Origin of the sequence: Collimonas sp. OK242 (assembly GCF_900107095.1) — a bacterium.
Taxonomy (GTDB): domain Bacteria; phylum Pseudomonadota; class Gammaproteobacteria; order Burkholderiales; family Burkholderiaceae_D; genus Collimonas.
This window is the reverse complement of the sequence record NZ_FNOR01000002.1, coordinates 155,457-180,349: the sequence shown is the minus strand read 5'-3', so window position 1 is coordinate 180,349 and position 24,893 is coordinate 155,457. Positions and strand designations below refer to the sequence as shown.

General features: G+C 54.5%; 21 protein-coding genes. 11 read left to right on the top strand and 10 right to left on the bottom strand.

Annotated elements, in window-relative coordinates; genetic code table 11:
* Window positions 1–5 precede the first annotated feature (5 nt).
* From BLV81_RS02410 to BLV81_RS02395, 4 genes are all read right to left on the bottom strand, one after another.
* Window positions 6–1,442 carry a catalase gene (locus BLV81_RS02410; protein WP_092352031.1) on the bottom strand — a complete coding sequence of 479 codons (1,437 nt, stop codon included), beginning with the start codon at window positions 1,440–1,442 and terminating at the stop codon, window positions 6–8.
* Window positions 1,443–1,608: 166 nt separating this feature from the next.
* Window positions 1,609–2,589, bottom strand: a complete 981-nt coding sequence (locus tag BLV81_RS02405) for an MBL fold metallo-hydrolase (protein ID WP_092352029.1) — start codon at window positions 2,587–2,589, stop codon at window positions 1,609–1,611.
* Window positions 2,590–2,673: 84 nt separating this feature from the next.
* Entirely contained in the window at window positions 2,674–2,958 is a 285-nt protein-coding gene (locus BLV81_RS02400) for a XapX domain-containing protein (RefSeq protein WP_092352027.1), read from the bottom strand.
* Between the two features lie 118 nt (window positions 2,959–3,076).
* Complete coding sequence (locus BLV81_RS02395) at window positions 3,077–3,766, bottom strand: hydrolase (RefSeq protein ID WP_092352350.1); 690 nt, start codon at window positions 3,764–3,766, stop codon at window positions 3,077–3,079.
* 284 nt (window positions 3,767–4,050) lie between these two features.
* Here BLV81_RS02395 and BLV81_RS02390 point away from each other — a divergent pair, with 284 nt between their 5' ends.
* Both BLV81_RS02390 and BLV81_RS02385 read left to right on the top strand, forming a co-directional pair.
* On the top strand, window positions 4,051–4,686 hold the full coding sequence (locus BLV81_RS02390; RefSeq protein ID WP_092352348.1) for a response regulator: 636 nt from the start codon (window positions 4,051–4,053) through the stop codon (window positions 4,684–4,686).
* A gap of 228 nt (window positions 4,687–4,914) precedes the next feature.
* The gene (locus BLV81_RS02385; RefSeq protein WP_176992711.1) at window positions 4,915–5,496 is read left to right on the top strand and encodes a c-type cytochrome; all 582 of its coding nucleotides are present in this window, start codon (window positions 4,915–4,917) and stop codon (window positions 5,494–5,496) included.
* A 29-nt stretch (window positions 5,497–5,525) separates the two neighbouring features.
* Here BLV81_RS02385 and BLV81_RS02380 read toward each other — a convergent pair whose 3' ends face one another.
* Together BLV81_RS02380 and BLV81_RS02375 are read right to left on the bottom strand one after the other, a co-directional pair.
* Window positions 5,526–6,101: a TMEM175 family protein gene (locus BLV81_RS02380; RefSeq protein ID WP_176992710.1), complete on the bottom strand. Its 576-nt coding sequence runs from the start codon at window positions 6,099–6,101 to the stop codon at window positions 5,526–5,528.
* Window positions 6,098–6,796: a YoaK family protein gene (locus BLV81_RS02375; RefSeq protein ID WP_092352022.1), complete on the bottom strand. Its 699-nt coding sequence runs from the start codon at window positions 6,794–6,796 to the stop codon at window positions 6,098–6,100. Before BLV81_RS02375 ends, BLV81_RS02380 begins: the two co-directional genes overlap by 4 nt.
* Window positions 6,797–6,936: 140 nt before the next feature.
* Between BLV81_RS02375 and BLV81_RS02370 the strand changes: the two genes are divergently transcribed.
* The 8 genes from BLV81_RS02370 to BLV81_RS02335 all read left to right on the top strand — a co-directional run bounded on the left by BLV81_RS02370 (window position 6,937) and on the right by BLV81_RS02335 (window position 16,690).
* The gene (locus BLV81_RS02370; RefSeq protein WP_255364880.1) at window positions 6,937–7,698 is read left to right on the top strand and encodes an isochorismatase family protein; all 762 of its coding nucleotides are present in this window, start codon (window positions 6,937–6,939) and stop codon (window positions 7,696–7,698) included.
* A gap of 59 nt (window positions 7,699–7,757) precedes the next feature.
* Entirely contained in the window at window positions 7,758–9,644 is a 1,887-nt protein-coding gene (locus tag BLV81_RS02365) for an amidohydrolase (protein WP_092352018.1), read from the top strand.
* Between the two features lie 255 nt (window positions 9,645–9,899).
* Window positions 9,900–11,078 (top strand): MFS transporter, encoded by a 1,179-nt coding sequence (locus tag BLV81_RS02360; RefSeq protein ID WP_092352016.1) that lies wholly within the window; start codon window positions 9,900–9,902, stop codon window positions 11,076–11,078.
* 67 nt (window positions 11,079–11,145) lie between these two features.
* Window positions 11,146–12,402: a c-type cytochrome gene (locus tag BLV81_RS02355; RefSeq protein WP_092352346.1), complete on the top strand. Its 1,257-nt coding sequence runs from the start codon at window positions 11,146–11,148 to the stop codon at window positions 12,400–12,402.
* Entirely contained in the window at window positions 12,399–12,884 is a 486-nt protein-coding gene (locus tag BLV81_RS02350) for a (2Fe-2S)-binding protein (protein WP_092352014.1), read from the top strand. The genes BLV81_RS02355 and BLV81_RS02350 overlap by 4 nt, the downstream gene beginning before the upstream one ends.
* Before the next feature lie 109 nt (window positions 12,885–12,993).
* Entirely contained in the window at window positions 12,994–15,114 is a 2,121-nt protein-coding gene (locus BLV81_RS02345) for a xanthine dehydrogenase family protein molybdopterin-binding subunit (protein WP_092352012.1), read from the top strand.
* Between the two features lie 76 nt (window positions 15,115–15,190).
* Window positions 15,191–16,141 (top strand): MBL fold metallo-hydrolase, encoded by a 951-nt coding sequence (locus BLV81_RS02340; protein ID WP_369823789.1) that lies wholly within the window; start codon window positions 15,191–15,193, stop codon window positions 16,139–16,141.
* A 144-nt stretch (window positions 16,142–16,285) separates the two neighbouring features.
* Complete coding sequence (locus tag BLV81_RS02335; protein WP_092352344.1) at window positions 16,286–16,690, top strand: hypothetical protein; 405 nt, start codon at window positions 16,286–16,288, stop codon at window positions 16,688–16,690.
* A gap of 46 nt (window positions 16,691–16,736) precedes the next feature.
* On the opposite strand, the gene BLV81_RS02330 is transcribed toward BLV81_RS02335, so the two are convergent.
* Complete coding sequence (locus BLV81_RS02330; protein ID WP_176992709.1) at window positions 16,737–19,661, bottom strand: sensor histidine kinase; 2,925 nt, start codon at window positions 19,659–19,661, stop codon at window positions 16,737–16,739.
* A 258-nt stretch (window positions 19,662–19,919) separates the two neighbouring features.
* Entirely contained in the window at window positions 19,920–21,008 is a 1,089-nt protein-coding gene (locus tag BLV81_RS02325) for a porin (protein ID WP_255364877.1), read from the bottom strand.
* Window positions 21,009–21,361: 353 nt separating this feature from the next.
* Here BLV81_RS02325 and BLV81_RS02320 point away from each other — a divergent pair, with 353 nt between their 5' ends.
* Window positions 21,362–21,988, top strand: coding sequence for a flavin reductase family protein (locus BLV81_RS02320; protein ID WP_092352341.1), 627 nt, complete (start codon window positions 21,362–21,364; stop codon window positions 21,986–21,988).
* A gap of 237 nt (window positions 21,989–22,225) precedes the next feature.
* On the opposite strand, the gene BLV81_RS02315 is transcribed toward BLV81_RS02320, so the two are convergent.
* Both BLV81_RS02315 and BLV81_RS02310 read right to left on the bottom strand, forming a co-directional pair.
* Window positions 22,226–23,410, bottom strand: a complete 1,185-nt coding sequence (locus BLV81_RS02315; RefSeq protein ID WP_092352006.1) for a M20 aminoacylase family protein — start codon at window positions 23,408–23,410, stop codon at window positions 22,226–22,228.
* Between the two features lie 71 nt (window positions 23,411–23,481).
* On the bottom strand, window positions 23,482–24,885 hold the full coding sequence (locus BLV81_RS02310; protein WP_092352339.1) for a M20 family metallopeptidase: 1,404 nt from the start codon (window positions 24,883–24,885) through the stop codon (window positions 23,482–23,484).
* Window positions 24,886–24,893 lie beyond the last annotated feature (8 nt).

The following is a 24,893-nucleotide window of genomic DNA, read 5'->3' as shown; positions in this document are numbered from 1 at the left end:
TCGATTTACGACGCGATCTTGCGCAGTGCCTCGGCTACGCCAGCGCCGTATGCCGGATCGGCTTTGAGGCAGTTGCCGACGTGACGCGCCTTCACTTCATTGGAGACACCGCGCATTGCACGGGCGGTATTATCAAAGAGCAGCTGTTGCTGAACTGGCGTCATCAGCCGGAACAACACTCCGGGTTGTGAATAATAATCCTCGTCGACGCGATGGTTCCAATGGCCTGCGGCCCCGCTGATAGCCAAGGGAGGCTCACGAAAATCCGGTTGCTCCTGCCATTCGCCGACGCTGTTCGGCTCATAGGCAGTCGTTCCTCCTTGATTGCCGTCCATCCGCATCTGGCCATCCCGATGATAGCTATGGAAGGGGCATTTCGGCGCATTGACTGGAATCTGATGATGATTTACGCCCAATCGATAACGCTGCGCGTCGCCGTATGAAAACAGCCGCCCCTGTAACATCTTGTCCGGAGAAAAACTGATGCCAGGCACGATCTGAGCGGGATTAAATGCAGCTTGCTCGACCTCTGCAAAGAAATTCTCAGCGTTGCGATTTAGTTCCATCACACCAACCTCGATCAGCGGATAGTCCTTATGTGGCCAAACCTTGGTCAGATCGAATGGATTGATGTGATAAGTCGCTGCGTCTTCCTCTGGCATAATCTGGACAAACAGCGTCCAGCGCGGAAAATCTTTCTGCTCGACGCTTTCGTATAAATCGCGTTGCGCGCTCTCCCGATCGCGGCCAATCAAGGCTTCCGCTTCGGCGTCGGTCAAATTTTCAATGCCTTGCTGGGTCTTGAATGTAAATTTCACCCAAAAACGCTCATTTTCTTGATTCAGGAAGCTATAGGTATGGCTGCCAAATCCGTGCATATGTCGGTAAGTACGCGGCAAACCCCGATCGCTCATGACCACAGTGACCTGATGCAAGGCTTCAGGCAACATGGTCCAAAAATCCCAGTTGCTGTTCGCATTGCGCAAACCTGTGCGTGGGTCGCGTTTGATCGCGTGGTTCAGATCTGGAAACTTGAGGGGATCTCGCATGAAGAACACCGGGGTATTGTTACCCACCAAATCCCAGTTCCCATCTTCCGTATAGAATTTCATTGCAAAACCGCGGATATCGCGTTCTGCATCCGCCGCCCCGCGCTCACCAGCCACGGTGGAGAAACGAACAAACATCGCGGTTTTCTTACCCACTTCCGCAAACAGCTTTGCTTTGGTATAGCGGGTAATATCGTGGGTCACGGTGAAGCTTCCATATGCGCCGGCTCCCTTCGCGTGCATCCGGCGCTCAGGAATCACTTCGCGGTCGAAATGCGCGAGCTTTTCAAGGAACCAGATATCCTGCAACAAAGCCGGGCCGCGTGGTCCCGCAGTCTGAATGTTTTGATTGTCAACGACGGGGGCGCCAGCTGCAGTGGTAAGTTTTTTCATGGTATCTCCGGGGTTAAGTTGTATCAGAATAGCCCCGTTGCCCCGCGCTTCCACCTGCCGAAAGCACACTTTTCACCATACATTTGGATCAGGATGTGCAAGATTTTTGCCGAAAAAATTCCAGATAAATCCAGCTTTTTCATGCCTAAGAAATAGGCAGGCGAAATTACCGTATTTGCGTGTAGTTCATCGGGATCCAGCGAAATCCTTTGCCATTTACGCCTACATGCCCCATACCTGGAAACGGCAGATGCGCAGCACCGACCAGGATGCCATCCTTAGCGGCACTGGAAAAAACTTTCAGCCGCTCAGCAGCAGCCTGTTTTTGGTCACTGTCAAATGCGATGGTGACAGATGGTGTATCAAACTGCACAGCGGCTACATGGATCAGGTCACCGATCAGCAGCAACTTCTGCCCCTTGCTTTGTATCAAATAACTAGTATGCCCAACCGTATGACCTTGACTAAGGACGCTACTCACTCCAGGCACCAATTCTGCATCCCCATCAAATGGGATGTATTTTTCTGCCTCAACGTATGGACTCACCGACGCAATTGCCCCCTGAAAAAACCCTTTATTATCCGGCGTAGCTCGATCCATGTTCGATTTGCTCAACCAAAACTCGGATTCATGCCGGTCTGCACGTAATACCGCGTTCGGGAATGCAATCGCTCCATTCGCCATTAAGCCGCCCACGTGATCAGGATGCATGTGCGTGAGATAGATTTCATCGACCTGTTCGGGCTGGTACCCCGACGCTTTTAAATTTGTTATCAACTTTCCTAGCGTCGGTCCAAATAGATTGCCGGCACCGGTGTCGATCAAAATAAGTTTACTTCCTGTGTTGACCAGGAAAGTATTTACAGATGTCTCAAGCGGGCTTTGCTCGAACGCATAGGCCAGGGCCTGATCGGTTTTTTTCTGACTCTGATTTAACAGTTTATTCATCGGCAGATCAACGGTGCCGTCGCTCAACGCCGTGATTTCGAATTCACCAACCATAATGCGGTAAAACCCTGGCGCTGGGTTATGCGCCATAGGAGCTGCAGCTTGCGCTGATAAACTGTTCAGCATGTTGAACGCAGTAAGTGCGATGCCAGCGAGCAGCATGGGTGCACGACTTGAACTGAATAATTTACGGATCATTTGTATCTCTCTATGTTTGGTCGTGCCCCTTCAACTATTAGGGAATGCACTCAATTTATAGCCGTGCGCTATCGAACGTAGCAATTAAGCTTCGTTGTCCACCTTCGAATCCGCCGATTCTTTTTTTGCCAGCACATTCGGCGCCGCCACACCGGTAATCTTGCTGACGCATTCTGTGCGTAGCCATGAGACAGTGACCGCCTCGCCGACAATCAGACGCTTGACAGTCGGCACCACCTGCTCGCCGATCAACATGCCCAACAAGCCAATTAGAGCAATCGCAGGCGGAGCTGGCGAGCGCACTTGCAGGAGCGCGTAAATTACGCCTACCAATAGCCCGGCGGCCAGGGAAATAATATAGACCTTCATGTGCTTTCTCCTTCTGATAATCACCGCAGCTGAGCCGAATTGCAGCAGCTGTTCGAGAATTGCCGCACCTGCACACAACTATAAATTGAGTGCAGACACGGCTTTTTTTTGGAGGGGCTTATTTCTTAGCTGGGACCGGGGCCAGAGTCTCGTGGCTGCCTGTAATGCGCTGCGGCGCTTTATGCACCATCGTGTACGCATAATCGACACCCATGCCGTAGGCGCCGGAATGTTCCTTCACTATCGCCATAACGGCATCATAGGTATCTTTCAGCGCCCAATCGCGCTGCCACTCGAGCATGACTTGCTGCCAGGTCACCGGCACAACGCCGGCTTGGATCATGCGCTGCATGGCGTAGTCATGCGCTTCTTTCGACGTGCCGCCAGAAGCATCGGCAACCATATATATCTCGTATCCGCCTTCAAGCATGGCGCATAGAGCGAAACTGTTGTTGCAAACTTCGGTCCACAAGCCTGAAACTACTACCTTCTTTTTACCGTTGGCAGCGAGCGCGTCGCGTACTTTTTGATCGTCCCAGGAATTCATGGAACTGCGCTCAAGGATATCTTTGCCCGGAAAAACGTCGAGCAGTTCGGGATAGGTATGACCCGAGAATGCCTCGGTTTCCACAGTAGTGATAATGGTCGGAATATTAAAAGCTTTCGCCGCTTTGGCGAGGGCAACGGTATTGTTCTTCAACACCTGACGGTCAATCGACTGGACTCCAAAAGCCATTTGGGGCTGCTGGTCGATGAAGATGATCTGGCAATTCGTCGGGGTCAATACTTCAAGTTTCGGGTTCATCATGATGGGATCCATTCATTGTTGGTAAAAACGATACCTTGGCAAACATGCAACGGCGCGAATATACGCGCCATCACCACCATGCTATGCCTTCCAAAAATCGAAAACCACTATCTAAATATATGACGCGACGCTTTTGTCGAGGATTTCTTTGTTTTTATCCAGGGACAAATCAAAAGCATTGGAATTTTTTGAGGATGGGCAAATTGAGGCAATGAATACAAGCCGAGTGATTGATATAGTATATGCGTTGCGCTCTTAAATTCGCCAAGGAAACTCCCCCTGCAATGACGACAACTTCGCCGCCACCGATCCGGGTGATGATCGCCGATGATCATATTTTGATGCGAGAGGGCATCGCCGCCGTCCTTGCCGGCTTCGACAGCATTGAGTTGGTCGGACAAGCGGGCAACGGGCAAGAGGCAATCGAACAGTTCCTGCGCTTGCGGCCGGATATAACGCTAATCGATCTTCAAATGCCGCTTTTAGGCGGATTCGATGCAATGATGTCGATCCGTTCTCTGGATAGAAACGCCCGTATTATCGTGCTCACCTCGTACAAGGGCGACGCGCAAGTTGGACGCGCACTAAAAGCCGGTGCCGCGGGTTATCTATTCAAGGGTGCGTTACGAATGGACCTGGCAGCGGCAATTCAGACTGTCCATGCAGGTGAAAGATATATTCCTCCTGAACTGGCCGCTGAAATCGCAGCCTACTTTGAGTGCGATGCGCTATCTGGGCGGGAGCTGGAGGTATTGCGGCTTGTTGCCCATGGCAACACGAACAAAGAAATTGGGCGGCAACTCGCAATCAAGGAAGAGACCGTCAAAGCACACGTCAGCGCTGCGCTCGCAAAACTCGGGGCAAATGATCGAACACATGCGGTCACTATTGCCGTACGACGCGGATTTTTAGAGGTATGACTGCAAAGTCAGCCACCGTCTCTTGGCATCCGCGCAGCTTTGGCAGGCCATGTATGTAGTCAGTTGCCACAATATGCGAACTCCCCTATCTTTCGCTCAGTAGAACTTAATTGGTTTTCCTCGTATCGTTAAAAAAAACCAGGAAACCTCATGACTACCTCTCCGGCACACAAGCAATTCCCTCCCCGTTTTCGCGCCTTGACGGCAGCTAGCCTGACTTGCTGCTCATTGTTGCTGTCCGCAGTACCAGCTATTGCGGCAGACCAGCAGAGTGCGATCCAGCACGGCCGTCAACTCGCGCAAGCCTGCGCCGCGTGTCACGGGATCGATGGCAACACGGCTAATCCTGCGCTCTATCCGAACCTGGCAGGACAAGCACCCGCTTACCTGGAACTGCAGTTAGCCAATTTCAAGAGCGGGGAGCGCCCGAACCCGATCATGAAGGGTTTTGCGGCCTCACTGAAAGACTCTGACATGCATGATCTCAGCGTGTATTTTGGAGCACAAGCTGTTAAAGCTCAGCCATCATCAAACCATGAGCTGGAAGAAAAAGGAAAGCGCATATTTACCAAAGGAAGCGCAGCCGGCGCACCAGCTTGCGCAAGCTGCCACGGCGCCGAAGGGCATGGCCAGGCAGCATTTCCGCGCATTGCATCACAACCGGCCGGCTATACCCTGAAGCAATTACATGTCTATCGTGACGCGCCGAAGTTTAATAATCCATTAGCGACTGTCATGAAGGGAGTTGCCGTCAAGCTTAGCGAGGATGAGATGAAATCGGTTTCGGCTTATATCGCAACGGTTCCATAGGCATGCCTGGCGAGAGTCCGCCTACTCAGTCAGTCCCAGCCTAAATTCTCTATACGGCGATCAGGAACAAACCAAAGAACAGCCACAGCCACATACACACACAAGCCGGCAATCCCGTTCCATAGCGAGAGCAATATTGCCAGGATATAGAGGAAAATCGAGATCTGGTTTTTCCTGCCATTACCCAGGGCAAGAGCCAGGCGAGAATTTTCCCCTTCCTTTGCAAGCAAGGCCTTGCCTAACAAAAGGAAGGCGAAGGAAGACATCAATAGCACAACCCCGTAAACGGCAACTGGCGGCGAAGCGGATGGGGCCACGCTAACCCAGGCGGTAACAAAAGGGATCAACGATAGCCAAAACAAAAGATGCAAGTTGGCCCAAAGAATCAAGCCGTTTACGCTGTGCACCGGTTGCATCAAATGGTGGTGATTGACCCAGTATATTCCGACGTAGATAAAACTCAGCAGGTAGCTAAGCAGCAGCGGTGCAATAGCAGATATCTCTCCCCAGCCGGTGCCACGAGGGATTTTAAGGTTGAGGACCATGATAGTGATCGCAATCGCGACCACCCCGTCACTGAAGGCCTCCAACCGGTTCTTGTTCACGCGGCGCCAACCTGTATCCGATCCAGATTCCATTGCATGATAATCATGCAACACAAAATGGCGATGGGAAAAAGTAAGGCGCTAAACCCGATAGCCATATAAGCAAACGCCGCAAGAATAGCTCCGCCACCAAAGGCTGCCAAGGGCCAGATGAACTTCGCGCAGCGTTCTCCGACGGCCTTGTCCGCCGCACCACGCATTACGTCCACAGTGTCGATGACAATTTGCGTGACATTTCCAGTCATCATCGAAGTAGGTGCCAAATGAGATAACAGCAACTTGCTAGTCGCGCTATGCACCCCCATCGCCGCGGCGCCCAACAGGCCGGCAGCCATCGCCAGCGGCGTGGCGTCCACCCCTATCGGCGAGGCAAGCCAGCCACACACCATGAAACCAAACAGCAGCAACATCTGCAGCATCAGAGACAGTGTCAAGCCTGGCCACTGACGACTCTGGGAAGCTGCGATCAGGAGACGAGCGGCAGCGACCCCAAGGATAAAGGCCGGGAAAGCCAAAAACTTCAGAAGAATGGAGACATGTGACGGATCAGCCAATGCCGCGCCAATCAATACAAAGTTCCCTGTAACATGGGCTGTGAACAGCCCAAACAAGGCAATGAATCCGAGTGTATCTACATACCCGGCGACACAGCCAAGGCTGATCCCCTGTAATTGATTTCGACGATTTGCATCCATACTTCCACTCTCCTGGCATCAGCATTACAAAATTCATCGCCCCGCTCTTATAGAGCGCCGCAGCATCAGCACATGGTATCCGATTGCGGTGTCATATCGCCCTGCCATTTGGCCAGCTCGACCAAGCAGGAGCCGCAACCATGCTCGCCCGATGGAAAAACCTGATCTTTTGGTCCGTGTCTATACCGATACCAACGACTAAACTACCTGATAGCAATTTCGCGCTTCGGCTATTGACGCCGTTCTTGATCGCATCTTCTTCCTCAAAGGCTGATATGAATCCATCAGAACAATTACTGACCCCGCAAAACTGTGCGCTGGTCATGCTGGATCACCAGGCAGGTCTCAATTTCGGCGTGCAATCGATTGACAGGCAGCTTTTGATAAACAATTCTGTGGCGCTGCTAGAGACTGCCCTAACTTTCGCGCTGCCAATAGTGGTTAGCACTTCAGCAAGCAAAGTTTACAGTGGCCCGCTGCTTCCAGATCTGCATGCTTTGATTCCCGACCAGGACATTATCGAGCGCAAAAACATGAATGTTTGGGAAGACGCCGCAGGCGTCGCCGCCGTTACAGCAACAGGCAGGAAGAAATTGCTGTTCTCAGGCATGCTCACCGAAGCCTGCATCAGCTTCGCCGTGCTAAGCGCGATCGAAGCCGGCTATCAATGCTACGTAGTGGCAGACACCTGTGGCGGACTCACCAAAACCGGTCACGAACTGGCTTTACATCGCATGGCTGCGCACGGTGCGCAGATGACGAGCTGGGTTCAGGTCGTCCTCGAGCTACAACGAGACTGGACCCGCAAAGAAACCTACGACGGAGCCCGTGCGGTAATCGAAAAAAATGCAGGCGGCTATGGCGCCGGCCTGCGATATGCACGTCAAATGCTCCCCAAATAACCGCAACGCAAGACTGTAACGCATTCGCTCTTTCCTATAGTTCATTAATGGAGTAGCACATGGAACAAACTATCTCAACATCGACGTTACAAGGCGCTCCCGATGTCCTGATTCTGATGAATGGCTGCTTTCACACGGTAGATCGGGAAAAACCACAAGCGAGTGCCGTAGCAATCAAGGACGGCAAATTTTTAGCCGTGGGCGATACCGATGAGGTGATGCGGCATCGCACCGCTTCCAGCCGGGTAATCGACCTGAATGGCCGCACAGTCATTCCGGGCTTAAACGACTCACATTTGCACCTGATTCGCGGCGGCCTTAACTACAATCTTGAACTGCGCTGGGAGGGGGTTCCCTCGCTCGCCGATGCGTTACGCATGCTGAAAGAACAAGCGCTGCGTACTCCAAATCCTCAATGGGTGCGCGTCGTCGGCGGCTGGAATGAATTTCAGTTTGCTGAAAAGCGTATGCCGACATTGGACGAAATCAATCTTGCGGCGCCCGATACGCCAGTGTTTGTATTGCATCTATATGATCGGGCATTGCTGAACCGTGCCGCGCTCCGAGTGGTCGGATACACAAAAGATACGCCAAATCCACCGGGAGGCGAGATCGTTCGCGATGCGTCCGGCAATCCTACCGGAATGCTGATCGCGCGCCCCAATGCCATGATTTTATACGCTACCTTGGCGAAGGGGCCGACATTGCCGCGCGAATTACAAGTCAATTCCACGCGGCAGTTCATGCGTGAGTTGAATCGCTTAGGCCTGACCAGCGCTATCGACGCGGGAGGCGGATTCCAGAACTACCCGGAAGACTATGCCGTTGTGGACCAGCTGGCGCGCGATGACCAGTTAACGATACGAATCGCCTACAACTTATTTACGCAAAATAAGGGCAAGGAGCTCGAAGACTTCGAGAAGTGGACAGACATGGTCAGTCCAGGAGAAGGAACAGATTTTTACCGCCACAACGGCGCCGGCGAGATGCTGGTATTTTCCGCAGCGGATTTCGAGGATTTTCTGGAGCCGCGCCCGGACCTGGCTCCGGGCATGGACGACGAGCTGGAAAAAGTGGTTCGTCATCTGATTTCTAAACGCTGGCCGTTCCGCTTGCATGCGACTTATGACGAATCAATCGAACGCATGCTGAATGTGTTTGAAAAAGTGAATCGCGACATCCCCTTTGATGGCTTGCATTGGATGTTCGATCATGCGGAAACAATCAGCCCGAAAAACATAGATCGTGTGCGCGCCCTCGGCGGCGGCATCGCAATTCAACACCGGATGGCTTTCCAGGGAGAGTATTTCGTTGATCGCTACGGCGCGGAAGCTGCGAAAAATACGCCGCCTATCGCACGCATGCTGGAAGCAGGCTTACCAGTTGGCGCCGGTACCGACGCCACGCGCGTCGCCAGCTACAATCCCTGGACCGCATTGTATTGGCTGGTGTCCGGCCGAACGGTAGGCGGTCTCCGTATGCATGATGCCGGAAGCCGTCTATCGCGCGACACCGCGCTAGAGTTGTGGACAGCCGGCAGTTCCTGGTTCTCCAGCGAGCAAGGTAAGAAGGGCCGGATCAAAGAAGGCATGCTGGCTGACCTCGCGGTACTCAGCACAGATTTTTTCACTGTGGATGAGGAAGCGATCAAGTCAATTGAATCTGTATTGACGATCGTGGGCGGGAAAATTGTGTACGGGGAGGCAGAATTCAAACCACTGGCGCCTGCGCCTATCCCTGTTTTGCCAGATTGGTCGCCGGTAAAAACCGTACCAGGGCACTATCGGCCGTCGCTGAAAAAACAGACCGTCTCTATGCCGCATCAATGCCAAGGCGCATGCGGCGTGCATGCACACGCGCATGACGTCGCCCGTAAATCGAATGTCCCTGCGTCGAACTACTCCGGCTTCTGGGGAGCACTAGGCTGCAGCTGCTTCGCCTTCTAACGTATGGGGGCAGTTACGCGAATTTTATGTAACTGCCCATCAAACGACGCGAGATGCTCACGCCAGAGTTGATGCTCGCACCGATTGTTCAATTAAAACGAACAGTATGAGCGCATCACGCCCCAATTATCTTTGCACGTATTTTGCCTAGAATGGCCTCCAGTAAATTAGTAAAAGAATTCCTCCCCATTTTCATCATGGCATTTCAAAGGACAAATCGTGAGCAACACCACTGAATCGGATATTTCTCCTGGCATGGTATGGCTGCTAGCCATCTCTACCGGGCTTATCGTTGCCAATCTATACTACGCACAAACTCTGGTTGGTCCGATCAGCGCAGCTACCGGCCTTTCGCCCGAGGCGGCAGGGCTGATCGTCACATTGACTCAAATTGGCTACTGCCTTGGATTACTGTTCATCGTTCCGCTTGGCGACCTGATCGAAAATCGCCGCCTGATCACTACCGCCCTTGCATTTACCGCCGTGGCGCTGCTCGTGGCGGCGACCGCGGTCAATTCGACCATGTTTCTAGCGGCAGCGCTGGCGATCGGACTTGGCTCGGTCGCAGCCCAGATCCTGGTTCCTTTCGCCGCCCATTTATCAAAAGAAGCAACACGCGGTCAAACTGTTGGAAAAGTTGTCAGCGGTCTCTTGATCGGCATCATGCTGGCACGCCCCGTTGCAAGTCTGGTGGCTGATCACGGCGGTTGGCACGTGGTATTCGGCGCCGCCGCCGTGGTCGTTGCCGCGCTGGCAGCGCTGCTGCGAAAGAAATTGCCGCAACGCATTCCCGTTTCACCTCTCACTTATCCCGAACTGCTTGCATCGCTCTGGCATTTGTTTGTGCGCACACCAGTGTTGCGCCGTCGCGCCGCCTATCATGCGGGGCTCTTCGGCTCATTTAGCTTGTTTTGGACAACCGTGCCTCTTGCGCTTGCCGGCTCGGAACTACATCTGTCGCAGACAGGCATCGCAATTTTTGCCATAGTTGGCATCGCGGGAGCGGTCGCCTCCCCGGTCGCCGGACGCCTCGCAGATAAGGGCTTTACCCGGCCTGCCACGGGTGTGGCGTTGCTTTTCGGCGTCGTCGGTTTTGTATTGCCGTTGATTGTTACAGATTCACGCAACTCGGCTTTAGCATTACTGGTCGCTGCTTCCATTATTCTCGACATGGGAGTTGCCGCCAATCTGGTGCTTGGTCAACGCTCGATCTTCGCCCTGGGCGCAGAAGTGCGAAGCCGCTTGAACGGCATTTATTTCGCTATCTTCTTCGCCGGCGGCGCACTCGGTTCCGCATTGGGAGCCTGGATGTATGCCAACCACGGCTGGAAGGCCGCCATGCTGACTGGAATGGCATTCCCTGGCCTGGCGCTGCTTTATTGGGCGACCGAATTCATCCAGGGTGGGGTAAAAGCATATAAAAGCGCCAGGTAAACACGCACTCTGCGATGACCCGCCAAATGATCCTTTCCTGCCAAATCCATAGATGCTGATCAGGTCCATGAAAACAAAAATTGCGAGCTTGATTATCGTCGTCGCGATATGCGCTACGGCTGCTTTGATATGGGCATGGCAACCTGCGATTTCCGCCGTCGGCAGAGCGGCTACTGCCGGACAAGATCCGCAGCTCATACTTCGCGGGAAGCAGGTTGTCGCGCTCGGCGACTGCATGGTATGCCACACATCAAAGGCGGGCGAGCCTTATGCCGGCGGCCTGCCGCTCCGGACACCGTTTGGCACCATCTACACAACTAACATTACGCCCGATCCAGATACGGGAATCGGAAACTGGTCATTGGAAGCGTTTAGGCGTGCAATACGACATGGCGTTTCCCGCGACGGCCATCTTCTCTATCCGGCATTTCCATATATCCACTATACGCAAATGAGCGATACGGATATTGAGGCTGCGTATCACTATCTGATGAGCCGTACGCCCGTCAGTTATATGCCACCTGATAATGAACTTCTGCTTCCGTTACGTTTCCGTCCCATGCTGGCATTCTGGAATTTACTCTATTTACAGCCGGGAGAACGTCCAATAACGCCTGCCGCTGACCTGCAGATAGAACGGGGCCGTTATCTGGTCAACAGCCTTGGTCATTGCGCCTCCTGCCATAGCGCACTCAACGTCATCGGCGGCGAGGCAAAACCCGCGCTTGGAGGTGGTTCTGTCGACGCTTGGGAAGCGCCGGCGCTGACCGCGCTAGCCCATGGCAGAACTCCCTGGACGGCGGAGCAGCTGGAAACCTATCTGCGCACCGGAATATCCGCGCAGCACGGAGCTGCAAAAGGACCTATGCGCCCAGTCACCGATCGTTTGGCCGATGCCTCCCAGGCTGATGTCGCGGCTATCGCAAAATATGTCATGTCGATACAGGTTGCTGCTGCTCCGTCTCAGCAGCAGACTGCTTCTGGCCAGCGGTTACCTCAACAGGGAGCTGATCTGTTCGCCGCTGCATGTGCTTCCTGCCATAGCGCCTCAGCCCCGATGTCTATGATAGCTCGGCGCCCTTCCCTGACGCTAAGCCGTTCAGTCACCGCCGACACTCCTGTCAATCTTATTCAAACCGTGCTTGGTGGTGTGCCATGGACAGTTCCACATAGCGGCATTTACATGCCGCCTTTCGCAGACGTCCTGACCGACGAACAAATTGCGAGCGTCGCGCAATTTGTTCGCGTTGAGATCGGCCAGCGCCCGCCATGGCAAAATCTACCGCAGAACATCACCCATGCCCGCAAGGAAATGCTGCCATGACTACCCAGATACACCTCAACGGCGTCGTTAAAACTGTAGCGTCCGCAACGTCGACGCCATTGCTATATGTATTGCGCGATGAATTAAACCTTAACGGCGCAAAATTCGGATGCGGCTTGGGCCAATGTGGCGCGTGCACTGTCTTGTTGGATGATAAACCCGTTTTTTCCTGCCTGACTCCGCTCGGCGCGGCCGTGGGACGTCATGTCCGCACCATCGAAAGCTTAGGTTCGGCAGCGGCGCCAGGGGCCTTGCAAGCAGCCTTCATCAAACACCAGGCGGCTCAATGCGGCTATTGCATCGCAGGAATGGTAATGCGGGCGCAAGCCCTGCTTGAACGAAACACCGCCCCCACCGACGAACAGATCCGGGCACACATGGAGCCCAATCTGTGCCGATGCGGGACGCATATGCGGATTTTAGCCGCGATACGCGAAGTTGCGGCGGCAGGTAGCCTTCAGCAAACAAGGAAAGGAGGCTGACGTGGGTGATGCATCGACAAATTTCACGCGTCGCACTTTTCTTAAAGGAAGCGCGTTAATCGTCGCATTTTCTTTATTCCCAAAACAAGCGCGATCCGAACTGAACGCGATGGGGTTGCCACAGATTTTAAATAAAAATTTGCCCGGAAGTCTGAAAAGCACGCCATGGCTGGATGCATGGATCAAGATCGAACGAGATGGAAAAGTGACTGTTTGCAGCGGCAAGGTCGAACTGGGTACTGGCGTCCGAACCGCCCTGCTGCAAATTGCGGCGGAACAGCTTGAGCTTAAGCCTTCAAGCATTTTCTTTATTGCCGGCGACACTGGTTTAACGCCAAACGAAGGCTTTACAGCAGGCAGCCATACCATACCGGATAGTGGCACCGCCCTATTCTACGCGGCAGCCCAGGTTCGCGCATTGCTACTGGAGGGGGCTGCCGCAAAACTGAATGCCAGCGTCAGCAGTCTCGCCATCCGTGACGGAAGAATAACAAGCCAGGATGGACGTAGCATCGACTACGGCACAGCCATCACCGGCATTGATCTGCACCGGCAGGCGAATTCCTCGTCCCAGTTAAAACCACCTGACAGTTACCGACTAATTGGCCATCCGGTCCATCGCCTCGACATTCCTAACAAGCTAACCGGCGGCGCCAGCTACGTGCACGATCTTCGACCGCCAAAAATGGTGCATGCGAGAGTGATTCGCCCGCCAGTACAGGGCGCTCGCCTGACATCGGTCGATATCGCTGCCGCGGAGCGCCTGCCAGGCGTACTGAAAGTGATACGCGATGGCAGCTATCTCGCGGCAGTGGCCTCGGACGAATGGAGCGCCATAACGGCAATGCGCGCCCTGACAATCAGCGCACGATGGGATGGCGGCGGCAATCTGCCGAACCCGCAAACCATCCATGCAACCTTGCAGGCATTGCCTGCAGAGGACATCGTTATCCTCAATGAGGGCAACATGAAAACTCCGCAAGCGCGCTCGTTCAAGGCCAGATATACGAAACAGTACCTCATGCATGGATCGATCGGGCCGTCCTGTGCGCTGGCGCTGCTGGAGGGCGGCCAAATGACGGTCTGGACACATACCCAGGGAGTTTTCCCGTTACGCCATGCGCTAGCGGAACTGTTGGATATGCCCGACGAACAGGTTCGCTGCATCCATACCGAAGGCTCCGGATGCTACGGCCAAAACGGCGCCGATGACGTCGCCGCAGACGCGGTCCTGATTGCCCGCGCAATGCCGGGAAGGCCGGTGCGGGTGCAGTTGATGCGCGACCAGGAAAATCAATGGGAACCGTTTGCTCCGGCGATGATCACCGAGATCGAAGCGGGATTGGATAACACCGGCCGTATCTCGCACTGGCACTACGAATTATGGAGCGGCTCGCACAACGAACGCCCGGGAAATGCGGGAAAGCTAGTCCCAGGCTGGCTACTGTCGAATCCGCTCATTCCGAGTCCGTCCCTGCCGATGTTACAGCCGGAAGGAGGCGGCGACCGCAATGCACTCCCCTTGTACGCAATACCGAACGCGCGCATCACCAACCATTTTTTACCCCGCACGCCTTTGCGCACTTCTGCCATGCGCTCACTCGGGGCACATATCAACATCTTCTCCATCGAAAGCACGATGGATGAACTGTCGGCCATGGCCGCCACGGATCCGGTGGAATTCCGCCTGCGCCACCTGACCGATACGCGCGCGTTAGATGTCGTACATGCAGCGGCCAGGGAGTTTGGCTGGGAACATCGGGAAAAGAAACGTAATCGCGGCACTGGTTTTGCCTTTGGCCAGTACAAAAACCTGATGGCGTATGTAGCCATAGCCCTGGAGCTGGAGGTGCAGCCAGACACGGGAAAAGTGAATATTCTGCGTGTGGTCGCTGCTGTCGACTGCGGCCAGATCGTCAATCCGGACGGCGTAAAAAATCAGATTGAGGGCGGCATATTGCAATCGGCGAGCTGGACCTTGTATGAGCAATTGCAGTTTTCGACCGATGGCATCAAAAGCATTGACTGGTCCAGCTATCCGATCATGCGGTTCTCCCAGGTGCCGGCCAAGGTAGAGGTGCACCTGTTGGACCGGCCTGGCTTGCCATTTCTCGGGGTAGCCGAAGCTGCTCAGGGGCCAATGGCGGGAGCATTGGCCAACGCCCTGGCGCAGGCGACAGGCAAGCGCTTACGCAATTTGCCATTGGCCGGGCCGCAGTTGCGTTCATGAATTTCAAGTGTTGTACAGGGAAGGTTTTCTAAAGAAGAAAATTATGCACACCAAAAATTATTCTCACACCGGAATCATGAATTTCATAGCCTTGTTCCTATGGATTCTTGCCATGGCGCCTTTGCCGGCAAATGCCGCCGCGCCACAGGTGCGTACCCAAGGCCAGGGATTTTATCGAATGACGCTGGGTGATTTTGAGATTACCACTTTGCTTGACGGTACCCATCCTTTCCCTATCGATAAAGTCATGATTGAGGTCTCGAAAGAAGAAATTGCACGCGACTTGTCCCGTGATGGTTTGACGGCTCCGGTTCAAGGTTCGATCAATGCATTCTTGATCAATACCGGACCAAAGTTGATTCTTATAGATACAGGAGCCGGCACGCTGTATGGCGATTGCTGCGGACATTTGCTGGCGAATCTTCGCGCCGCGGGATATCAGCCGGAGCAGGTCGATGAAGTGTATCTGACCCATCTTCATAAGGACCATGTCGGCGGCATTTTTCTTGATGGGAAGATGGCCTTTCCCAATGCCGTCCTCAGAGTGTCGGCAACTGATGCGGATTACTGGCTTACACCTGCAAACAAAGCCACCGCACCGGAATTCCTCAGTACATTCTTCGACAGCGCGATTGTATCGGTCGCGCCTTATATCAAGGCTGGGCGCTTCAAGACATTTTCTGCGAATGAACAACTTATACCTGGCATAACATCAATGGCAACACCTGGACATACGCCGGGACATACCAGTTTTCTGGTCGAAAGCCAGTCGAACGCTCTGCTGGTTTGGGGGGACATCATTCATGTGGCGCCTATTCAATTACAAAACCCTAAGGCTTCAGTTGAATACGACAACAATCCGTTGTCAGCGCAGCGCTATCGTCGCGAACTATTAGACCTCGCTGCCAAGAAACACTACATCGTTGGCGCTGCCCATATCGCATTTCCGGGGTTGGGTCGCATACGTAAAAACAAGCATACATATGACTGGATCCCGGTGAACTACGAGGGTGCCCCCGGAAAATAGTCTATAGACAAACCGCCAAATTAGAAATCAAACAGAATGCTCTATCATTGCAAATTACATGAGTGCAAAACATAATTGAGCATTCAGCTATGGCGCCAGCTTTCGTTGCAAAGCCAGATCACTAGCCAATTTCAAAGGAGTTTCATGATGGATGCAGACCTTTCTCAACGCGCAAAACTGACCGCTCTAGGCCGAGTGCTGCGCGACTTACATAAGCAATTAATTCAAGTTGAAACTCAACACTTTGGCGTCGTCGGCAGCCCGCTGGAACATCTGCATCTGGTGGTTAATCACCCACATTTTTCGTGGTTGCAAAAATTATCAGGTTTGATGGCGCAGATGGATGAACGCCTTGATGAGCCGGAAGACATCAGTGTTGCCGATGCTTTTGCATTTCGTGCCGCAATAGAGGAGCTGATTGGACCAAACGAAAAGGGAGATATGGCATTTCGCGCCAAGTACAACGCGTTATTGCACGACTCCCCCGACATCGTGATGGCGCACGGCGCTGTGCGCCAAATACTCGTTGGCATTGCTCCGCAAAACTAGCATAGCAAGTAACCGCCTTCTTCCGCCAGAACCGCCGGGCGGCGGCTCACGTCGTCCGGCGAAAGATCCAGCCAAAACGGCTTGGCGACGGCTTGTAAGCCATTATGGCGGGGATACTCAACCGTAGCAGTGTTCCCTTTCCTGGCTCAGACTCTAACACCAAGGTGGCGCCGAGCTTGTTCGCACGCTCGCGCATGCCGGGCAGTCCCCAGTGCCCTGCGAGCTGGCCCGAGCGCATCACTTCCGCGGGTAAGCCGCGTCCGTTGTCCCGCACCACCAGAATCAAGGCTTTTCGCTCATGCATCACGTCAACCTTTACCTGGGTAGCCTGAGCGTGAAGGAAAGCATTGGTGAGCGCTTCATTCGCAATTCGGTACAACTCATGCCCGACAAACGGCATGATGCCGCGCTGTTGCGCCGATTCCACGAATTCGAACTGCACGCCGTTTTCCTTAGCCAAAGCCGCGCCGCTAAGCTTGATCGAAGCAGCTACACCAACTCCGAAATGGTCATGAGCGCGAAGGTCGTGCACCCGTTCTCGTCCTTCCAGCAACATGGTATCTGCGCCCTCCAACGCGCTGTCTATTTTTTCACGGACCGGGTCGTGCGGTGGAACGTGCGCCGTTGCAGCATGAACGCGCAGGATCATCGCCTGGATTCCCTGCAGCAAAGTGTCGTGTAATTCGCGCGCAATGCGTTCACGCTCCATGAGCCTCTCTTCGATGCGGGCGCGTATCTGCCGCGCGACCTGCGCCATGCGCAAATTATAGATCGCCCAAAGGATAGCGATGATTAACATCGCCATTAGTATTCGGAACCATAGCGTTTGATAAAAGGCAGGGATTACATAGAACGGCATAACTGCAGCCTCATCGTTCCATACGCCATCGTTATTGGCGGCCCTTACTTTGAATCGATATTCTCCCGGCCCCAGGTCGGTGTATGTCGCAGTTCTGCTGGTACCGGCGTCTTGCCAACCGCTATCCACGCCTTCCAACTGATAGCTGAATCGCATACGCTCAGGCATAGTCAAGCCCAATGCGGTGTAGTCAATCTGGATACGGCCTGGATGCGGGGGCAAGCGCGCCGGTGTTCCTGCAACAAATGGAAAGGCAGCATGTTCTGTGGTGATGCCGCGAACGTACACTGGTGGCGGAAGGAGATTCTTGATTACCTTCGAGGGATTCAGCCAGAATACGCCAGCTGTCGTACTGAACCACAAAACACCATCACTGCCAGCCACCGCAGACGGCAACGGCTCGTATTGTGTCGCCGTGCCGCGCATTCCATCTTTATGGTCAAGGCGACGAAACTGTATGCGATATCCAGGGTCTCTCTGCGCGTGCCTCAACTCATCCATATCAATACTGGTGATGCCTGCTGTGCCGTTCAGCCACAACGCTCCATTGAACTCCAGCATACCTGAGACGCCGAGCATGCTCTCATCGCCGACACCCAAAATGGAAGTGAATTTCTGGCCGTTAAAATGGAACAGGCCGTTTTCCCCACTTACCAAAATATCGTTGCCGTTACCGCTGATCTGCACAGGCGTGCCAACTTGAAGACCTTCGTCGGCGCCATATTGCTGCAGCTTTCCCCTGTTGAGCATCAGCACTTTATTGCCACGACATGCAAACCACATCCGACCATCTCGATCTGCGTGCATCCATAGAACCTTCTGCCTTAGTTCCGGGAAGCCGCCGCCAGCCTCCCATACGCCATCCCGTAGCCGATAAGTTCCTGCCCTTGACACGGCTATCCACAATGCCCCTTCAGCATCACGGACAATGGCATGAATGCGTGGAGACCGGACTTCCTTAGGCAGGGCAATTTGTTCTTGTACTAATCCGCGTTGATGAAACAGGCTCTCTCCTGCCCCGATCCACAAGCTGTCAGGCGCTTCCTTCCACAGCACTGTGACGGTATCTTCGCCACTTTCCGGCGGAATACTTGCAAATGCTTCTTTTGTCGGTTGGGCCAAAAGCTTTTTCCCGACCCATAAAGCGCCATTTTCACCGGCTGAAAGTGCCGGGCTGTCTCCATAAATTTGAGGCAATGCGACACCGGAAAGTGCGTTACGCCTGAAACGATCCAGTCCGTTCTCAGTTCCGACCCAAATATTGCCCTCTTTATCTTGCAGGATGCTATTTGGAATAGCGCCACTAAGACCATGTACGACGCCAAAAACCTCGTTGCTTCCGTCAGTACCAGCTCGGATCAACCCGTCTGCGCGGGTAATCCATAGATGTTCGGCGTCTCGGTCGAACAGCATGGTTCCTCCACTTACCCGAGGCTGTGGCCATGCATGTTTCGGCCCCTTCGCACCTACATTGTTAAGAGCGACAATCTCGCCTTTGGGACCTCCTACGCTCCATACGGTCATATCCGGCCCCTGAACCAATCGCCCCATACCCACGGGACCTGGCATCTGAACGAAGGCTTGTCCTTGCGGGGGCAATCTGAATGCCCCGGATTCGCACTGCGCCCAGACACTCCTATCTTTGTCCTGCAACAGCGTGCATGAGCCTTCCGGCGCATGATAGTGCTGTGCCGGCTCATGCCAACGCTTACCATCAAAAACACGTAATCCCTGGCTTGTCGCAGCCCAGACCCTATCGGCGCCATCCTCAGCAAAATCGTAGACCGTGGCCGTTGACATTCCTTCTTCAAGGCCGAAGTTGCGGAGATGTCCGTCTTTCCAGACGCTGGAACCGCCACCCGCATAGCCGAACCAGAGTGAACCCGATGTCAGCAAGCGCATGCCCCAGACATTGCTGGACATAAGCTGCACTCCGTTTGGGCGGAAGCGTTCAAAAGTAACACCGTCAAATCGAAAAATACCGCTAGGCGACGCAAGCCACAGCCAGCCATCAGAGGTCTGAGCGATTGCGATAATGACCGGGGGAGCCCCGTCCTTTGCAGTCCAGCTCGTGTGATGCATATCTATCGGGATGGCATTACTGGCGGTCATGGGATTTGGCGGAACCTGCGATGAGGAACGGCTAGCCGAGAAAGCAGTCTGCTGCAATAGCAGTGCCATTAATGCGACAACCCAACCCGCTATAAATTTTTGATACCCATTGAAAGCCACCCACCGGAAGGGTAATGCCTCGTACTTTCCTTCTACCCTCATGTTCCATCCCCGAAAAACGCACGCCGGCGGCCAGAGCGGTCTCTTTTGACCCGCTTGGGCAAACGCGTATATGGGGGTAAATGTTACGCTAAATTCTTAAAAAGAATGGCGCATCCCGAGAGCTGCGCCCTGAATCGTTGCGCCAGGTGTGACTCCCAGGCTATTTATTGCCATATCATAGATCCCGTTTTTTTCATTTCTCAAGTACGTGTAATAGACGAAAATGCTCGTGCGTTTGGAGAAATTATAGTCGTAGCCTAACGTCGCATGCATTGCTCCGGTATCTTTGCCTTTCTTCATGTAGCCGATTTTTTTGGTTGAAGCGCCGGTCACATCGTCCGCGAACGCAAGTCCGAAACGCAAGACATGCCTTTCTATCTGATGCGTGGCAGATATGTAGTAAGACTTCCGCTCCAGTCCCCCGGTCAATGTTTCATATCTCAGTTTTTCAGCGATTGCCGAAACGCGGCTATTTCCAAATTTGTAGGCTATTGCAATTTTTGTGCCGACATCTCTAAGTCCGGGGCCTTGGTATTCGTGATGAAGCTCCTGCGCAAGAGTCACATAATACGGACCGCTTTCATAGATGAATGCGGCGGAAGTGAGGGATGGCTTGGCGCCCGCCACCACTACTCCTTCATTAAAGCCGTGGGCGATCTGCGCCGAAAAGCCGCGCCACTCCGGTGTCCAGTAGTGCAAGCTATTCTGCTGACGCCTATCAAACGAAGAGGTATCGCTGACATTGTCTGCCGTGGATGCTGAACCATTTCCCATAATGCTCATATAGCCAGCCGTCGTCGGATAAAACGGATCGAGCGAAGACGTAGCCGAATTATAGGGGGTGGTCCAGTTTCCTGCGAACAAGGTCCCCCTTGGTCCCTGCAATCCCACGCGGGTGTCACGCGTTGCAATGCCACCGCCCCCCGTGTCCACAGATACCGCTCCTTCAATCTGGAAAATTGCCTGCAGACCGCCTCCCAAATCCTCATCTCCTTTGAACCCAAGGACAGAGCGATTGTTTGAGACGCGGTAGACCGTTGAATTCTGACCTTTCGCATCGCTAGTGTCGTGAAAATCTTCGACGGCTGCATTCATCCGGCCGTAGACTTGGACGGATGTGCTCTGTGCATGACAGATTGTGCTGGCGAACAGCATGCACATACTGGTTACGGACTTTAGTTTCATTCCAGTTCCTGGGATTCTAAGATCGACACTTCACTTTAAATGGTGGTGTGAGTCCTGCTAACGCTTCTGGATATTCTTGCGGATTGCCTTTGCGTACGCACTTAACGAGCTAAGCATCCCAAAAAATTACCGGAATGGCGACTAGAAAAAGGCTAGTTGTTTTTTCTCGTATCCGAGCCTAGATTTGAGGACCGCGCGCGAGATTTCTTATAACAAGGCCGGTGTCGCACTTGCGCTGAATTAGCTGTGCGAGTTCGGTTAGTATTAGCAAGAATTCGAATTGAAACAGAAGAAACTGTCGATCCGGAGCAAGACAACCTTATGCCTCACATTTGACGACGATGGAATTGCGCATGACAGACGAGAAGCATTTTTACGAGCCGGCCAAAGGACATGGATTGGCGCATGATCCCTTCAATGCCATTGTCGGCCCGCGTCCGATCGGCTGGATCGCGTCGCACGCGGCTAACGGCGTGCTGAATCTGGCGCCCTACAGTTTTTTCAATGCATTCAATTACACGCCGCCCATCATCGGTTTTGCCAGCATCGGCCGTAAGGACAGCCTGAACAATATTGAGCAAACCGGTGAATTTGTGTGGAATCTGGCGACTCGGCCCCTGGCAGAGGCAATGAATCGCAGTGCCGCGCCGGCGCCGCCCGAAACAGACGAGTTCGGTTTGGCTGGCCTAACTCCTGTGCCTGGACGTATCGTCAGGGTGCCGCGTGTGGCAGAAAGTCCGGTTGCGTTCGAATGCCGCTGCAGCCAGATACTGCAGTTGACCACCGCCGCCGGCGGCGAAGTCGAGACATGGTTGGTGTTGGGCGAGGTAGTCGGCGTGCACATCGACCAGGCTATGTTAAAAAACGGCAGCTACGATACGGCTGCTGCGCATCCGATCCTGCGGGGCGGCGGACCAGCCGACTATTTCGAAGTGACGGCGGACGCCTTGTTCCACATGCGGCGCCCGCCATATCCTTGATATACAAGACCGAAATACAAGGCCGAGCAAGTAGTGGGACCTGGTCGCGAATGTGCCAGCGTCGAATAATACCTAGTAATGCCACGTCGATCACTCCAATCCCCTACTCAATGTTGTGAGCAGGATTGTGTCTTAAACGTGGGGCAGTTTCGTGTGCAAATTATGCGGCAAAGTGGGTCCATTTTGGATGCAAATAAACACGGCCAGTTTCTAACGGGAAGTTTTCCATAATAAGGGTTAACGAGACAAAAACCGTTCAACCAGCCGGCTCCAGTAAGCCGCTCCGACGGTGACGTTATCATCGTTGAAATCGTAAGCGGCGTTATGCAGCATGGGCTTGCCCACTCCATTCCCCAGCCGGACGAAACAGCCGGGACGTTGCTGCAGAAAGTATGCGAAATCCTCGCTGCCGGCGATCGCTGGAAACGGCGACATCACATTTTCCGAGCCGACCAGCTCCTCGGCGACTTGCATCGCGAATGCCGTTTCCGAGTCGGAATTGACCAGCACCGGATAGCCGTGAATATAATCAATCCCGGCTTGCGCGCCATATCCTTCGACATGTGCCTCGATCAATGCGCGGATTCTCTGCTCCAGCAGGCGGCGGACTTCAGGATCGAATGAACGCACGCTCAGCTCCAGCGTGGCCTGCTCTGGAATCACGTTGGCGGCATGACCGGCGTGCAGCGCGCCCACGGTGACCACGGCCATCTCCGCCGGATCGATATTGCGCGCGACAATAGTCTGTAAAGCCATTACCAGGCTGCTGGCGACCACCACCGGATCAATCGACAGATGCGGCCGGGCTGCATGCCCTCCCCGGCCCGTGATGCAAACCTTTACCGTATCGCAGGCGGCCATGAAGGGGCCCGCGCGAAACATGAAGGTGCCGGTCGGGAAGCCGGGATGGTTGTGCATGCCGAAAATGGCATCGCAGGGAAATCGTTCGAACAAGCCGTCGCGCAGCATTTGTTCGGCGCCGCTGTTGGATCCGGCTTCTTCGGCCGGCTGGAAGATCAAGTTGACGGTGCCATGGAAATTGCGGGTACGGGCCAGATGCCGGGCTGCGCCCAATAGCATCGTGGTGTGTCCATCATGTCCGCATGCATGCATTTTCCCGTCATGACAACTGGCGTAGGGCAAGCCGGTTTTTTCACGGATAGGCAAGGCGTCCATGTCGGCCCGGATGCCTATGCAGCGCCGGCTGTCGCCGACCTTCAGGGTGCCCACCAGGCCGGTGCCGCCTATGTTGCGCGTGACCGCATAACCCCATGCTTGCAGCTTGGCTGCGACCAGGTCCGAGGTATCGAATTCTTCATACGATAGTTCCGGATGCCGATGGATATGGCGCCGAATCTCGATTAATTCATCCTTTGCGTCGTTCAAATCCGCCAACTGAGAATATTGTATTTCTTGTTTCATCGCTTGCCTCGATATTTTGTGAAAGACGCAAAATCGTAAGAAAGAATTGTAAACTTCCTGGCTACGCGTCCTTATGCCCTTTGCGCATGGACTTGTCCGCCCTCTTCGGCCAGATCCCAGAACATGCCGGCCATGATCTGCAGCGATTCGCGCGATACACTGGCCAGAATATGCTCGTTGGGCGCATGTTGCGAGCATGCAGGATAGGAATGCGGCACCCATAGCGTTGGCAAGCCCAGTACATCGGCAAAGACATCATTTGGCAGCGATCCGCCCAGATTCGGCAACAGCGTCGGCGCCGTACCGGTGGTGCGTTGCATCGAGGCCAGGCCCCAGCGCACCCAGGCGTCATCCGGATCGAGACGGGTGGCCTCGAATTGGGTCCCGGATGGCAGCACCTCGACATCATCGTAGCCATGCGCATCGAGATGGCTGCGGATGTGCGTCAGGAAATTCTTGCTGTCGCTGCCGACCACATAGCGGATCTGGCAATGCGCGAATGCGTGGCCCGGAATCGCATTCACCGGCGCCTCCGGATTGCCGGTCTTCATCGCCAGCACCTCCAGCGTATTCCAGCCGAATACGCGCTCCGCAGGCGATAGACCCGGTTCGCCCCAGCCGCTGTCGACATCCGGGTCGCCCGCAGAGCCGCCGACCTCGACGCCGTCAAGCGCGTCGCGCACGCTCTGCGGCAAGTTGTCCGGCAACAGCTGGGCGACGCGGATGCATCCTTTTTCATCGATCAGGCTGGCGATCGCATTGGCCAGCCGTACACCGGGATTGCGCAACAGGCCGCCCCAGTTGCCGGAGTGATGCGCACCATCGCGCAGTTTGACCCGCAGATCGAAATTGCAGCCGCCGCGCGAGCCCAGGAACATTGTCGGCTTGGCGGCGGCAACGCGCGGGCCGTCGGATGCGATGAACACGTCGGCCGCCAGACGCTCAGCCTGCAGCGCGCAGATTTCCTTCAGACCGGGGGAGCCGATCTCCTCACCCATCTCCAGGATCACCTTGACGTTGTAGCCGAGCTTGCCGTGGCGCACCGCCAGCACTTGCGCCAGCGCGGCGAAGTTGATCGTATGCTGCGCTTTGTTGTCGGCGGCGCCGCGGCCGTACCAGCGATCGCCCTCGACGATGATTTCCCATGGATTCAGGCCGCTGCGCCATTGGCTGTCGTAGCCGCGTACGACATCGCCGTGACCATAGGTAAGAACGGTGAATGCAGCGCCCTGCTCGATCCGCTCGGCAAGCAGGAACGGGCTGCCGCCAGCCAGCGGATTGGCGACGATCTGGCAGCTAAAGCCCAGCGTGCTCAGTTCAGGCACGATCTGCTCTTCCAGATACGCTCGCAGGATGGGCCCGCTGCCGGCCTCCTGGCTCTCGGTACGCAGCGCGACGCGGCGCGCCAGGGTTTCCCGGAATCGTCCGTCGTCGAAATAGGCGCTGGCCTTGGCGATAGCTTCTGTTCTGCTCATATTGTTTT

Excerpts from the sequence above, each read along its gene's own strand:
- BLV81_RS02410 (WP_092352031.1), bottom strand. The coding sequence starts at position 1,442 with ATGAAAAAACTTACCACTGCAGCTGGCGCCCCCGTCGTTGACAATCAA.
- BLV81_RS02325 (WP_255364877.1), bottom strand. The coding sequence starts at position 21,008 with ATGAAACTAAAGTCCGTAACCAGTATGTGCATGCTGTTCGCCAGCACA.
- BLV81_RS02390 (WP_092352348.1), top strand. The coding sequence starts at position 4,051 with ATGACGACAACTTCGCCGCCACCGATCCGGGTGATGATCGCCGATGAT.
- BLV81_RS02310 (WP_092352339.1), bottom strand. The coding sequence starts at position 24,885 with ATGAGCAGAACAGAAGCTATCGCCAAGGCCAGCGCCTATTTCGACGAC.
- BLV81_RS02335 (WP_092352344.1), top strand. The coding sequence starts at position 16,286 with ATGATGGATGCAGACCTTTCTCAACGCGCAAAACTGACCGCTCTAGGC.
- BLV81_RS02355 (WP_092352346.1), top strand. The coding sequence starts at position 11,146 with ATGAAAACAAAAATTGCGAGCTTGATTATCGTCGTCGCGATATGCGCT.
- BLV81_RS02375 (WP_092352022.1), bottom strand. The coding sequence starts at position 6,796 with ATGGATGCAAATCGTCGAAATCAATTACAGGGGATCAGCCTTGGCTGT.
- BLV81_RS02350 (WP_092352014.1), top strand. The coding sequence starts at position 12,399 with ATGACTACCCAGATACACCTCAACGGCGTCGTTAAAACTGTAGCGTCC.
- BLV81_RS02330 (WP_176992709.1), bottom strand. The coding sequence starts at position 19,661 with ATGACCGCCAGTAATGCCATCCCGATAGATATGCATCACACGAGCTGG.
- BLV81_RS02315 (WP_092352006.1), bottom strand. The coding sequence starts at position 23,410 with ATGAAACAAGAAATACAATATTCTCAGTTGGCGGATTTGAACGACGCA.
- BLV81_RS02340 (WP_369823789.1), top strand. The coding sequence starts at position 15,191 with ATGAATTTCATAGCCTTGTTCCTATGGATTCTTGCCATGGCGCCTTTG.
- BLV81_RS02400 (WP_092352027.1), bottom strand. The coding sequence starts at position 2,958 with ATGAAGGTCTATATTATTTCCCTGGCCGCCGGGCTATTGGTAGGCGTA.
- BLV81_RS02360 (WP_092352016.1), top strand. The coding sequence starts at position 9,900 with ATGGTATGGCTGCTAGCCATCTCTACCGGGCTTATCGTTGCCAATCTA.
- BLV81_RS02395 (WP_092352350.1), bottom strand. The coding sequence starts at position 3,766 with ATGATGAACCCGAAACTTGAAGTATTGACCCCGACGAATTGCCAGATC.
- BLV81_RS02320 (WP_092352341.1), top strand. The coding sequence starts at position 21,362 with ATGACAGACGAGAAGCATTTTTACGAGCCGGCCAAAGGACATGGATTG.
- BLV81_RS02345 (WP_092352012.1), top strand. The coding sequence starts at position 12,994 with ATGGGGTTGCCACAGATTTTAAATAAAAATTTGCCCGGAAGTCTGAAA.
- BLV81_RS02365 (WP_092352018.1), top strand. The coding sequence starts at position 7,758 with ATGGAACAAACTATCTCAACATCGACGTTACAAGGCGCTCCCGATGTC.
- BLV81_RS02405 (WP_092352029.1), bottom strand. The coding sequence starts at position 2,589 with ATGATCCGTAAATTATTCAGTTCAAGTCGTGCACCCATGCTGCTCGCT.
- BLV81_RS02370 (WP_255364880.1), top strand. The coding sequence starts at position 6,937 with ATGCTCGCCCGATGGAAAAACCTGATCTTTTGGTCCGTGTCTATACCG.